This window comes from Nocardia sp. NPDC023733 (assembly GCF_040639775.1).
Taxonomy (GTDB): Bacteria; Actinomycetota; Actinomycetes; order Mycobacteriales; family Mycobacteriaceae; genus Nocardia; species Nocardia rosealba.
Map to the genome: position 1 here is coordinate 2,424,644 of NZ_JBFAAN010000001.1, position 13,358 is coordinate 2,438,001.

At 67.1% G+C, this 13,358-nt stretch carries 10 protein-coding genes; 9 read left to right on the top strand and 1 reads right to left on the bottom strand.

Annotated features, from left to right (window positions below; translation table 11 throughout):
* Positions 1–22 precede the first annotated feature (22 nt).
* Positions 23–2,341 (top strand): FdhF/YdeP family oxidoreductase, encoded by a 2,319-nt coding sequence (locus tag AB0F86_RS11305; RefSeq protein WP_356983640.1) that lies wholly within the window; start codon positions 23–25, stop codon positions 2,339–2,341.
* Between the two features lie 19 nt (positions 2,342–2,360).
* Here AB0F86_RS11305 and AB0F86_RS11310 read toward each other — a convergent pair whose 3' ends face one another.
* Positions 2,361–3,806, bottom strand: coding sequence for a hypothetical protein (locus AB0F86_RS11310; protein WP_356983642.1), 1,446 nt, complete (start codon positions 3,804–3,806; stop codon positions 2,361–2,363).
* A gap of 97 nt (positions 3,807–3,903) precedes the next feature.
* On the opposite strand from AB0F86_RS11310, the gene AB0F86_RS11315 reads away from it, so the two are divergent.
* From AB0F86_RS11315 to AB0F86_RS11350, 8 genes are all read left to right on the top strand, one after another.
* The gene (locus AB0F86_RS11315; RefSeq protein WP_356983643.1) at positions 3,904–4,956 is read left to right on the top strand and encodes a Dyp-type peroxidase; all 1,053 of its coding nucleotides are present in this window, start codon (positions 3,904–3,906) and stop codon (positions 4,954–4,956) included.
* A complete protein-coding gene (locus AB0F86_RS11320) occupies positions 4,957–5,754 on the top strand; it encodes a family 1 encapsulin nanocompartment shell protein (RefSeq protein WP_356983646.1) in 798 nt (265 codons plus the stop codon).
* A 114-nt stretch (positions 5,755–5,868) separates the two neighbouring features.
* Positions 5,869–7,365, top strand: a complete 1,497-nt coding sequence (locus AB0F86_RS11325; RefSeq protein WP_356983786.1) for a cytochrome ubiquinol oxidase subunit I — start codon at positions 5,869–5,871, stop codon at positions 7,363–7,365.
* A 172-nt stretch (positions 7,366–7,537) separates the two neighbouring features.
* Positions 7,538–8,449: a hypothetical protein gene (locus AB0F86_RS11330; protein ID WP_356983647.1), complete on the top strand. Its 912-nt coding sequence runs from the start codon at positions 7,538–7,540 to the stop codon at positions 8,447–8,449.
* Between the two features lie 117 nt (positions 8,450–8,566).
* Positions 8,567–9,928, top strand: coding sequence for a cytochrome P450 (locus AB0F86_RS11335; protein ID WP_356983648.1), 1,362 nt, complete (start codon positions 8,567–8,569; stop codon positions 9,926–9,928).
* A gap of 31 nt (positions 9,929–9,959) precedes the next feature.
* Positions 9,960–10,982 (top strand): DNA topoisomerase IB, encoded by a 1,023-nt coding sequence (locus tag AB0F86_RS11340; RefSeq protein WP_356983650.1) that lies wholly within the window; start codon positions 9,960–9,962, stop codon positions 10,980–10,982.
* A 100-nt stretch (positions 10,983–11,082) separates the two neighbouring features.
* Entirely contained in the window at positions 11,083–11,538 is a 456-nt protein-coding gene (locus tag AB0F86_RS11345; protein WP_356983651.1) for a MarR family transcriptional regulator, read from the top strand.
* Complete coding sequence (locus AB0F86_RS11350; protein WP_356983652.1) at positions 11,531–13,336, top strand: long-chain fatty acid--CoA ligase; 1,806 nt, start codon at positions 11,531–11,533, stop codon at positions 13,334–13,336. Before AB0F86_RS11345 ends, AB0F86_RS11350 begins: the two co-directional genes overlap by 8 nt.
* Positions 13,337–13,358 lie beyond the last annotated feature (22 nt).

Sequence of the window (13,358 nt, forward strand, 5' to 3'; positions counted from 1 at the left end):
CGCAATCGTCGAAGGGACTGTCATGACCGATGCGTTTGGAGAGTTCGACCCCGACGACGGCCCGAGCGGTGCTCGCGACCGCGCGGCGACCCCGGAATTCAAGCCGTACCATCATCCGGCCGCCGGGTGGGGCGCCGCGAAGGCGGTCACCGAATTCATGATCGGCCAGGAGAAAGAGCCGCTGCTCGGCACCCGCGCGATCATGAAGATGAATCACGAGAACGGTGGTTTCGACTGCCCGGGATGCGCGTGGCCGGATTCGATCAAGGGCATTCATCTCGACATCTGCGAGAACGGCATCAAACATGTCACGTGGGAGATGACGCACAAACGGGTGACACGGGAATTCTTCGCCGAGCATTCGGTGGCGGAACTGTCCACCTGGAGCGACCACGACCTCGAGAATCAGGGCAGGCTCACCGAGCCGATGCGCTACGACCCGGTCACCGACCATTACGTCCCGATCAGCTGGGACGACGCGTTCGAGATGGCGGGCAAGGCCTTACGCGAACTCGACGACCCGAATCAGGCGGCCTACTACACCTCGGGCCGGCTCGGCAACGAGGCGACATTCCTCTATCAGCTGATGGGCCGCGAACTCGGCACCAACAATCTGCCCGACTGCTCGAACATGTGCCACGAGGCGAGTGGACGCGCGCTCCAAGCCGCCCTCGGGACCGGTAAGGGCACCTGCGACCTCGAGGACTGGGAAACCACCGACGCGCTGTTCATCCTCGGCGTCAACGCCGCCTCCAACGCACCACGCATGCTGACCGCCCTCGCCGAGGCCGACCGGCGGGGCGCGCAGATCGTGCACATCAACCCACTCGTCGAAGCCGGTGCGACCCGCACGATCATCCCGCACGAGATCCTGCGGATGGCGACGTTCCGCACGACCGATACCTCGACACTGAACCTGCAGCCGCGCATCGGCGGTGACTTCGCCCTGATGCGTGGCATCGCCAAGGCCGTGTTCGAGGAATCCGAATCCGATCCCAAGGCGCTCGATCACCAGTTCATCGAGCGCCACACCCACGGCTTCGAGGAATACCGCGCCGTCGTCGAGGCCACGCCCTGGTCGACGATCGAGGAACAGTCCGGGCTCACCGAGGACGATGTCCGCAAGGCCGCGCGCGTGTACTGCGAGGCCGATCGAAGCATCATCAGCTGGTGCCTCGGGGTGACCCAGCACGAGCACGGCGTCGACACCGTTCGCGAGATCGTGAACGTGCTGCTGTTGCGCGGCAATCTCGGGCGCGAGGGTGCCGGGCCGTCGCCGGTGCGCGGGCACAGCAATGTGCAGGGCAACCGCACCTGCGGCATCGCCAACAAGCCGGCGGCGCAGTTCCTCGATCGGCTCGATGCGGCCTGCGGCATCACCTCACCGCGTGCCGACGGCTACGACGTCGTCGCCACCATCGAGGCGATGCAGGCCGGGAAACTGAAGGTGTTCATGGCGATGGGCGGCAATTTCGCGCTAGCCGCACCCGACACCGCCTACACCTACGAAGCCCTGCGCAAATGCGACCTCACCATCCAGGTGAGCACCAAACTCAACCGCAGCCACCTCGTGCACGGCACCGAAGCTCTGATCCTGCCGTGCCTTGGGCGCACGGAAAAAGACATCCAGCGCGGCGGGGAACAGCGGACTTCGGTCGAGGACTCGATGGCGATGGTCCACCTGTCCAAGGGCATGAAGAAGCCTGCCTCCCGGCATCTGCTGTCCGAACCGGCCATCATCGCCGGAATCGCGAAAGCCGCGCTGCCACAGAGCAAGACGCCGTGGGACTACTATGTCGCCGACTACGACCGCATCCGCGACACCATGTCGCAGGTGCTCGACGGATTCGAGGATTTCAACCGGCGAGTGCGTCTGCCGCTCGGCTTCCGCATCAAGCAACCGGCCCGGGAACTGATCTTCCTCACGCCCTCGGGCAAAGCCGAGTTCTCCTCCGCCGATCTGCCCGACCTGACCCAGGAGCCCGGCATTCTGCGCCTGGCGACGCTGCGTTCACACGACCAGTGGAACACCACCATCTATTCCGACAACGACCGCTACCGCGGCATCAAGAATCTGCGCACCCTCGTTTTCATGAACGACGACGACATGCGCGAACGCGGCCTGTCGCAATTCGACGACGTGGATATCACCAGCATCGCCCGCGACGGCAGCACCCGGTCGGTCCACAACTACAAGGTCATCCCCTACGACATCCCCCGCGGTTGCGCGGCCGGATACATGCCCGAACTCAATGTGTTGTGCGCGATCGGCGACATCAGCACCCAAAGCGATCAGCCGATCATGAAGAACGTGAAGGTCACCATCACCCGCTCGGCCTGAAGCCCGTCACCGACGGAATTCAGCGACCGATTCGGACGATGCCGGTGGTTACTCCCTGGAGTACCTCGCCGTTGCGCAGGATCAACGGCGAGGTTTGCAGCGGGTCGGCGAGCATGGTGGGTGGCAGGTCGTTTCGGCCCACCACTGCGCCGTCCTCGGGATCGATGACAGTGAACGAGTAGGCGTCGAGGGGTGTCGTGTTCGGTATGCCGTCGCGGGTGACCGTGTAGATCAGCCCGTCCGCTGTCGAGATGTGCGGTACCGCGGCACTGCGCGCCGTGTTCTCCCAAACCGTTCGGCAGCCGTCGCGGTCCACATCGACGCGCGTCATGCCGCCGGTGAACGGCGCCGTTGCGGGTTGCGCCGGACCCGCACCCTCCGGCACCGCCGGGTACGGATAACCGTAGGTGGAGGCCACGAAGACCGAGCCGCCGATGCCGATCGGCGAATTCTCGCTGCCCGCACCGCCTTCGGTGAGCACCGGCCGGGTACAGACGAGTTCGCCACTGCCGGAACGGAATACGAGCACCTTCACCTGATCGGCGGCGTTGTCGACGATGGTGAGATAGTCGGCGCCGGTATCCGGGCCGAAATACGTCGGCGTCGACCCGGTGCCCCACGACAGCTGCCCCGGTTTGCGGGCCGGGCCCCGGTCGTAGGCCGCGCGCCACAGCCGCACCGGCTTGTCCGAAGCATCGGTGCCGAATTCGTAGAGCGCGTGCGTGGTCGCGACCGCTACCCGGCCGCTCGGCGCGGAGGAGATGCTGTTGGCCACTTTCTCCTCGGCGGGCAGAGTCAGCGTGGCGATCACGCCTGCCGCGGTGACTGTGCCGACGATGCCGTTCTCCGTCGCGAACCACACGGTGCCCGACCAGTCGGGCACCAGGCCGGTGACACCGTCGTCCGCCGGAATGGCCGTGGTCAGGTCGACGGCTTCCACCACCCGCAATTCCCATCCCCTGGCGCCGCGTTCGTGGGCGATCCGCAGGAGCGCGCGGTTGCCGTCGACCACGACCAGCCGGTCGGCGTGGTCGAGATAGGCGTACACCCCGCCGAGCAGGCCACCTTTGGCCAAAGTCAACTGTGCGAGCGAGCCGGACATCGCCGACCCGGTATCCGGAATTCCCCGGGCGGACGGGTCGATCAAGTGCACTACCGGCGCGCGATCGGCCACCGCCGTACACAGCGCCACGACGAGCCCGTCGGCGCCCTGCAGCAGGGTCGGGCAGGCCGCCCCGAGTGGGTACCCGCCGATACCTCGCGCGCCCGGCCCGGGTCCCGCGTGCGGCACCGCGTCCGACGATCCCGCGTCGCCGTGCATGGTCGCCGTACCCGTCGGTCCGAGAAACGGATTCGGCCCGGCCAGCGGCCCCCAGCCGGGCCCGGCCGCGCCGGTGCCCAAGGACAACACAGCGATCGCGCCGAGCACGAGCAGAACTGATCGGCTGGTATGACGAGCGAACATGGGGCAGATATTGCCGTATTCCGGCGAAGGGGACACACTGCCTGACACGCACCGATGAAGCACATCCCGAACATCGGTGGGCCGTAGGCTGACCGCCATGGGTGAGCCACAGCGGGTCCTCGTTCCACTCACACAGGCAGCGATCTTTCTCGTCGCCACCATCGATGAGGGCGGTGAGGCTGCGGTCCGCGAGCTCCTGGCCGAGGTCGACGACCTGCGCAAGTCGGTCGGTTTCCGCACCCCGGATCAGAACCTCAGCTGTGTCATCGGTATCGGGCACCGCGCCTGGGGCCGGTTGTTCACCGGTCCCGTACCCGCCGAGCTGCACGAATTCCCCGGCTATGCCGGGCCGGTGCACTCCTGCCCCGCCACCCCCGGCGACCTGCTGTTCCACATCAGGAGCGAGATGACGGGCACCTGTTACGAATTGGCGATGGCGATCGCGACCAGGCTGCGCGACGCGGCGACCGTTGTCGATGAGACATCGGGGTTCCGCTACTTCGAACAGCGCGACCTGCTCGGCTTCGTCGACGGGACCGCGAATCCGGAGGGCGGCGCGGCCGAGGCGGCAGTTCTCGTCGGCGACGAGGATCCGGCCTTCGCCGGTGGCAGTTACGTGATCGTGCAGAAATACCTGCACCCACTCGACGAATGGAATGCCCTGACGATCGAGGAGCAGGAGCTCATCATCGGGCGGACCAAACTCAGCGATTACGAATTGCCCGACGATGTGAAGCCACCCAGCTCCCATGTCACCATGAACACGATCGTCGATGCCGACGGGGTTGAGCACGATATCGTGCGCGCGAATATGCCGTTCGGCACCGTCGGAGACGGCCAACTGGGCACGTACTACATCGCCTATTGCGCCACGCCGTCCGTACCGGAGAAGATGCTCGAGCGCATGTTCCTCGGCACCGACGAAGCCCCCTACGACCGTATTCTCGACTTCTCGACCGCTGTCACCGGCAGTCTGTTCTTCGCTCCGTCCGCCGATTTCCTCGGCGATCTGCCTGATGCACCTTCATCCGTCGCCGACGAAGACGCCGATATCGACGTTCCCGAGTTCGCTCCGGTCATCGCCGCCGAGGCGGCCCCGGTGGTCTCGGACGGTTCGCTCTCCATCGGGTCCATGAAAGGGAGTAACTGAATGAACAACCTGCATCGCGAACTCGCGCCGATCACCGACGAGGCCTGGACACAGATCGAAGAAGAAGCCACCCGCACGTTCAAGCGCAATATCGCCGGACGCCGGGTCGTCGACGTGTCCGGCCCCCGAGGTGTGGCCTATTCGGCGCTCAATCGGGGCAGGCTCACCCCGGCCGACTCCCCCGACGACGGTGTGCAGGCACACCAGCGCGTGGTGCAGCCGCTCGTGGAACTGCGGGTGCCCTTCACCCTGCGACGCTCCGAACTCGACGACATCGAACGCGGCGCCCCCGACGCCGACCTCGACAACCTCAAAGACGCCGCCCAGAAAATCGCCTTCGCCGAAGACCGCGCGATCTTCGAAGGCTATGCCGCCGCCGGCATCACCGGCATCCGCGCCGCCGCCTCCAATTCCCCCGTCGCCCTGCCCGGCAATGTGGTCGACATCCCCGACGCCGTTTCCCATGCCCTCACCGAGTTGCGCCTGGCCGGTGTCCAGGGACCGTATTCGGTACTGCTCAGCGCCGACCTCTACACCAAGGTCAGCGAAACCTCCGACCACGGCCACCCGATCCGCACCCACATCGAGCGGCTCATCGACGGCGAGATCATCTGGGCACCGGCCATCACCGGCGGATTCGCCCTCACCACCCGCGGCGGCGACTTCGAACTCGCCATCGGCCAAGACCTCTCTATCGGCTACCTCAGCCACGACGCCGAGACCGTCCAGCTGTATTTCCAGGAGACCTTCACCTTCCTGGTCGAGACCTCCGAAGCGGCGGTATCGCTCGGGTCCTGAACCCCGACCGCCGAGAACACCACGTTCGACGCTCCTCTGGACAACGGCGCACAGGCGTCTGCTTCGGCGACAGTTCATAACGACGGCAGGAGACCGACGATGAGTACGCTGGCGATGAGCACCGTCGATATCTCGAGGTGGCAATTCGGTATCACCACGGTGTATCACTTCATCTTCGTACCGCTCACCATCGGTCTTGCTCCCATCGTCGCGGGAATGCAGACCGCGTGGGTCGTCACCGGCGACGAGAAATGGTATCGGCTCACCAAATTCTTCGGCAGATTGTTCCTGATCAATTTCGCGATCGGCGTGGCAACCGGCATCGTGCAGGAGTTCCAGTTCGGGATGAACTGGAGCGAGTACTCCCGTTTCGTGGGCGATATCTTCGGCGCCCCTTTGGCTTTGGAAGCGTTGGTCGCCTTCTTCCTCGAATCGACCTTCATCGGACTGTGGATCTTCGGCTGGTCCCGGCTGCCCAAACTCGTTCACCTGGCCACGATCTGGTTGGTGGCCATCGGGGTGAACGCGTCGGCCTATTTCATCATCGCGGCCAACTCGTTCATGCAGCATCCGGTCGGTGCGCGATTCAATCCCGAGACCGGCCGGGCCGAACTGGACAGCATCTGGACGTTGCTCACCAACAACACGACGCTGGCGGCGTTCCCGCATGTGGTCGCCGGTGCGTTCCTCACCGCGTCGGTGTTCGTGGCCGGTATCTGCGGCTGGTTCATGGTGCGCAATATGCGCAGCGGTGACGCGGTGAAACAGTCCGAAGCCACCACGCTCTGGCGTCCCGCGGCCCGCGGTTCGCTGTATGTGGTGGCGGCGTCGATCGTGGTGGTGGCACTCACGGGCGATATCCAGGGCAAGATCATGTTCGATCAGCAGCCGATGAAGATGGCCTCGGCGGAATCGCTGTGTCACACGGCGACGGACCCGAAGTTCTCGGTGCTCACCGTCGGCACACACAACAACTGCGACAGCGTGGAGCACCTGATCGAGGTTCCGTATGTGCTGTCGTTCCTTGCCAAGGATCAGTTCACCGGCGTGACCTTGCAGGGCGTCGAGGATCTGCAACGTTCCTATGTCGAGCAATACGGGCCGGGCAATTACCGGCCGAATCTGTTCGTCACCTACTGGTCGTTCCGCACCATGGTCGGCCTGCTCGCCGGCCCGATGGTGCTGCTGCTCGCCGGTTTCTGGGCGACCCGGGGTGGTCGCGCCCCCGACCGGCGCTGGTTCGCCTGGCTGAGCCTGCTCGCCATCCCGACGCCGTTCCTGGCCAACAGTGCGGGCTGGGTGTTCACCGAGATGGGGCGCCAGCCCTGGGTGGTCGTTCCCGACCTCGCGGGCGACCTCACCATCCGCATGACCGTGGACCAGGGTGTCTCGGACCACGCACCGGGCACCGTGCTGTTCTCACTGATCGTGTTCACGGCGCTCTACGGTGCGCTCGCGGTGGTCTGGTATTACCTCATGCATCGGTACACCGTCGCGGGCCCGGCGCCGGATTCGACCACGTCGCAGCACGACGATTCCGGCCCCGACGACGGCAGCGGTGGCGGCAAACACCGCGCCGAACCTGTCGAACCGCTGTCTTTCGCCTACTAGCGCGCCGATGGTCCGACGCCCGTTCGGCGGCGTCGACGATCGTCGGCTCGGGAGCGATCGACGGTCGGAGCAGTAACGCCAGGCCCTCTGAATCCGACCGCAATGGTGTGTGGTGGGCTTTGGGCGACGGGACGGAGGGCAAGTGGCAGCCGGTCGGATGAGACGAACCGCGGTGGCAGCCGGGGCCGCGGGTGTTCTCGGGCTCCTCGGCTACTGCGGGCTCGCGGCTGCCCAGCCCACACCGTCGCCCGGGGGCCAGGTCGCCGTCGCGGGGCTCGGCCCTACGGACACCTCGCGATTTCCCGACAGCCCCGCGATCCGGTTCGTCGCCGAACCCGGAGACCACGGAAACGGCGGAGGCAACGGGAACTCGGACCCGGGAAGCGGCAACGGTAACCAGGGCAACGGAGGCGGCAACCAGGGCAACTCCGACCCTGGTAACGGTAATCAAGGCAACGAGGGCGGGAACCAAGGCAACAACGGCAACCCGGACCCCGGTAGCGGAAACGGCAATCAAGGCAATGGCGGCGGGAACCAAGGCAACAACGGCAACCCGAACCCCGGCAACGGGAACGGCAACCAAGGCAACGGCGGCGGCAACCAAGGCAACAACCCCGAGAATCCGCCTGAACCACAAGCCCCTGCCCCGCAATCCGCCCCTGCGGCCCCTGCCCCGGACGCTCCCGCACCTGCCCAGCCGGAGGCTCCTGAGCCGAACGCGGGCGAATCCGGCGGCGCTCCCGGCGCCGGCGGGCCCGGTGGTGGCGCACCAGGGGGTGGTGGCGCACCACCTGCCGGATCAGGTTCCGGCGGTGACTCGGCCCCCGCACCCGCCCCCGGTGGAGCAGCCGATCCTCCCGCTGCTCCCGCACCCGGCGGCGGTCCGGCGGTCCCCGCCCACGACGTCACACCCACCAGCGACACCGGTCTCCTCCCCGACCCGAACCTTCTCTCGGTGATCGGCGGTCTGCTGGCCCTCGGGCTAGCAGGCGGCGGTTCGGCCGCGGTCAGTTTCCAGGGCGCCGCCCAGGCACAGGCACGTGTCGACGCCGCGAGAGCGGAGTTCTTCGGCTCACGTGCGTAGTACCCGGTTTCCACCCGGAATCGGGCGGGTCGTTTAGACGGTCCTTCGCGTGGAATGACCGCAAGTAGCTCGCGTGCCGGCACACCGACGCCGGCATTCCGCTGCTCAGGAGGTCACATGCCGGGTCATCGGTTGAAAGGTGTCCGCGCGGCGGCGACGCTGGCGGACCTGGGGTTCGCCGGATTCGCCGCGGGCGTCATCGCCCGTCGCCGCCGGATGATGGGGATACTGGAACGCACGCAGGCGGACAGTCGTGCCGTCCGGCGGATGTCTTCGCTGCGTGACGAATTCGGTTCGGGGCCGGTGGAATTGGTATTGCCCGGTCGACGGGTGGTCGTGGTGACCGATCCCGCCGATGTGGGCAGGGTGCTGGCGCAAGCACCGTCACCGTTCGATCCGGCGAATCGGGAGAAGCGCGCCGCATTGCGCCAATTCCAGCCGCACGGTGTCCTGATCTCGGAGGGCCCGATCCGCGAGGAGCGCCGGGCGGTGAACGAAGCCGCGCTCGAGACCGGCCGTCCGCTGCACCGGCTGGCGACCCCGTTCGCCGAGGTCGTCGCCGACGAAGCGGCCCGGATGCTGACGGCGGCCTCCTCGACCGGCACGCTGGACGCCGCACAGTTCACCACCGCGTGGTGGCGGCTGGTCCGTCGGCTGGTCCTCGGCTCCTCTGCGCGCGAGGACCACGACATCACCGATCGACTGTGGCAGCTGCGTTCGGCGGCCAACTGGTCATTTCTCGTGCCACAACGCCGGCGCTCGGGCGAGAAGTTCTCCGAGAGCCTCTACCGCTATGCCGAATCCGCGGAGGAAGACAGCCTCCTCGGCGCGCTCACCGATGTATCCGCCTCCGGTGCAACGGATCCCGTCGGCCAGGTACCGCATTGGCTGTTCGCCTTCGATGCGGCGGGGATGGCACTGAGTCGCACGGTGGCATTGCTGGCCACCCATCCCGAACAGTGCGCCGCGGCCGTCGCCGAGGCACAGAACGCCACGACCCCGGCCACGCTCCCCTATCTCCGGGCGTGTGTCCTGGAATCGGTGCGGCTGTGGCCGACGACGCCGCTCATCCTGCGCGACGTCACCGAGGACACCGTCTGGCACGACGGTGAGGAGCGTTTCACCACCGAGGCCGGTGCGGCGCTGCTGATCGCTGCCGTCGCGTTCCACCGTGACCAGCGGTCGCTTCCGTTCGCCGACGATTTCGTTCCCGACATCTGGTTGGACGGCCGTGCGAAGGACTACCCGCAGTTGGTGCCGTTCAGCGCCGGACCCGCCGCCTGCCCCGGGCAGGACCTGGTGCTGTTCGTCACCAGTACGTTGCTCGGGGAAATGCTGCGCGCGGCGCGGTTCGAGCTGACCTCGACCCCACGTCTCGATCCGTCGACACCCTTGCCGCTCACCCTCGACAACTTCGGCCTCGAATTCCGCGTGGAATCCCGGCCCGACGCGCCGATCCTGAACACGTCGATGTCCTGACCCGACCCGGTGGCAGCGAACAGGAGGTTTCGTGCGCTTACGGCGAAGCACTCCCTACGGCCCCGGGATCCGGCGAGTCACCCGGGGTCGTGGTTTCTCCTACCTGACCACCGACGGTGAACAAGTCTCGGACGAAGACCTGCTCGAGCGGATCAACGGCCTGGTGATTCCGCCCGCATGGCGCAAGGTGTGGATCTGCCCGCATGCCAACGGTCATATCCAGGCGGTCGGTGTCGATGCCGCCGGCCGCCGCCAATACCTGTATCACGAGCAGTGGCGACGGGAGCGCGACGAGGAGAAGTTCGATCGCGTCCTCGATCTGGCCGGTCGTCTGCCTCCGCTGCGCGACCGGCTGACCGCCGATGTGCGCCGCTCCGGCCTGCACCGGCACCGGGTCGAGGCCGTGGCCATCGGGTTGATCGACCTCGGCGTGTTCCGGGTCGGCGGCGAGGAGTACGCCGAGGAGAACGGCACCCGTGGCGTCGCCACCCTGCTGCGCGAACAGGGGCGCGTCGAGGGCGAGCAGATGCTGTTCGACTATGTCGCCAAGGGCGGCTTGCGTCGTCGCGTCCGGATTCACGACGCCGATCTGGCCCGCGCGGTTGCTTCCCTGCGGCGTAGTCGCGCGGATTCGCCCCGGCTACTGGTCTACCGCGACAAGAACGGCTACCGAGAACTGCATGCCGACGACATCAACGCCCGTTTCAAAGCGCTCACCGAAACGGACTGCACCGTCAAGGACCTACGGACCTGGCAGGCCACCGTGCTGGCCGCCGAGGGTTTCGCACACGCCGAACCCCCGACCTCCGAGCGTGCGCGCAAGCGGACCGAACGCGCCGTGATCGCCGAAGTCGCTGCGGCGCTGGGCAATACGCCCGCCGTGGCCCGCGCCTCCTATATCGACCCGAGGGTCGGTGAATCGTATACCGACGGAGTCACGATCTCCCGAGCGCTGGACAGAGCCGCCCGCGCGGGCACCGACAGCGAGCGCCGAGCAATCGTGGAACGGGCAGTACTCCGGCTACTCCGGCGCGCCGCCCACCGTGAGTCATGATCCGGTACTCCGGCCACCGGCGCCGGCGTTCCCAGAATCGATCGGGAATGCACACCGGGGCCGCGAACAGGCAGCCACCGGCCGGGGATATAGTTGCGCCATGCAACACCAGTCGGGTGGATGGTCGCCCGAGCTCGTCGCGGTGCACGACGCGCTCACGCAGATCGTCCGCGAAGCCATCGCGGCGCGGCCCGCGTCGGAGGGGATACCGTCGTTCGCCCAGCGGTCGGCGTTGTCCTACATCGAACGGAATCCGGGCTGTCGTGCCACCGAGCTGGCCGAAGCGTTCGGCGTGCACCGCTCGACGGTGTCACGACAGCTGCGGACCTGCGTCGACGCGGGCTGGGTGGCGGCGGGCGACGGAAATTCCCGTGCGGGCTACCCGTTGACGCTCACCGCGTCGGGCCGCCGGGCACATCGAGCCGCGATCGAACACGACCTCATGCTGCTCGAGGAGCGGATGAGCGACTGGACCGCCGCCGACATCACCGACTTCGCGCACGCCTTACGACGATTCCAGCGACCCGACCAGCCCCTTGGAGGCGAGCATGCGTGAGTTCACCACGCCGGCCACGTTCACCATCGCCGAGAACGAGACCATCGTCGGCTCGGTCTACACCCAGGCCGACCAGTTCCCGCAGCGGGTGCTGTTCTCCCGTCCCGTCGGGGATCACTGGGTCGACGTCGCCGCGGACGAGTTCGCGCGGCTGGTGTCCGCCGTCGCGAAAGGCCTGATCGCCAACGGTATTCAGGCAGGCGACCGGGTGGTTCTCGCGTCGGCGACGCGCTTCGAGTGGACCCTGTTCGACTTCGCGATCTGGGCCGCCGGTGCGGTGACCGTTCCCGTCTACGACTCGTCGTCGGCCGAGCAGGTGCGGTGGATCCTCGAGGATTCCGGTGCGGCGCTCGCCATCGTGGAGACCGCCCGGCACAAAGATCTGCTCGCGAACGCACCGGCAACGCTGCGCCGGTCCCTGGTCATCGACGACGGCGCCGAAACCCTGCTGATCGCCGAGGGCTCCGACCGCTCCGACGACTGCCTGCGGGAACGGCTCGACGGGCTGCGCGCCGACGGCCTCGCCTCGCTGGTGTACACCTCCGGCACCACCGGTCGCCCCAAAGGTTGCATGCTCACCCATCGCAACTTCCTGTCGGAAGTGCGCGGCATCCTGACCGCGAGCATCGGTGAGGTGGCCCGCCCTGGGCAGCGGATGCTCACTTTCCTGCCGCTCGCGCACGTGCTGGCCAGGGCGGTGTCGCTGGCCGCGTTCGAGGGCGGGATGACCCAGGCGCACTGGGCGGACTTCAAGACCATCACCGGGCAGTTCACCCGCTTCCGCCCGCACACCATCCTCGGCGTGCCTCGGGTGTTCGAGAAGGTGCGCGACGGCGCGGAGAAGAAGGCCCGCGACGGCGGCAAGGTCAAGGCGGCCGTGTTCCGGTTCGCCGAGCAGACCGCGGTGCGGTGGAGTGAAAACCTCGACCACACCGGCGGATTCGCGCGCAGACCATCGCTGCTGCTGCGTGCCGAGTACGCACTGTGCGACCGGCTGGTGTACACCCCGCTGCGAGCCGCCCTCGGTGGTGACTGCGAGTTCGTCATCTCCGGCGGCGGCGCGTTGACGCCCAGGCTCGGGCACTTCTTCCGGGGCGTCGGTGTCCCGGTCTACGAGGGCTACGGCCTGACCGAATCCACCGCCGCGCACTGTGTGAACGTGTCGGGCGCGGTGAAGATCGGCACGGTGGGACAACCGTTGGGCGGCAACGCCGTTCGCATCGCCGAGGACGGGGAGATCGAGGTGTCCGGTGGCGTCGTGTTCGCCGGGTACTGGCGCGGCGAGGAAGCTACCGCCGCCGCGCTGCCCGACGGGTGGTTGCGCACCGGCGACCTCGGCGCCATCGACGACGACGGGTTCCTGTCGATCACCGGTCGCAAGAAGGACCTCCTCGTCACAGCGGGCGGCAAGAACGTCTCCCCCGGCCCGATGGAGGACCGCATCCGTTCGCACGCGTTGATCTCGCAGGCCGTAGTGGTCGGCGACGGTCGCTCGTTCATCACCGCGCTCATCACCATCGACCCGGAGACGTTCACCGGATGGAAGGAAGCGGCCGATCGGCCGGCCGAGGCGACCGTCGCCGATCTGCGGACGGATCCGGCGCTGCTCGCCGAGGTGCAGCAGGCGATCGACGACGCCAACAGCACCGTCTCCCACGCCGAATCCATCAAGAAGTTCGTCGTCCTCGACCGCGACCTGACCGAGGAGTCGGGCGAACTCACCGCCACGCTCAAGGTGAAGCGGCACGTGGTCGCCGAGCGATTCGCCGATGAGATCGACGGCATGTACCGGGCCTGAGAACCGATCCGCCGGGCACCGG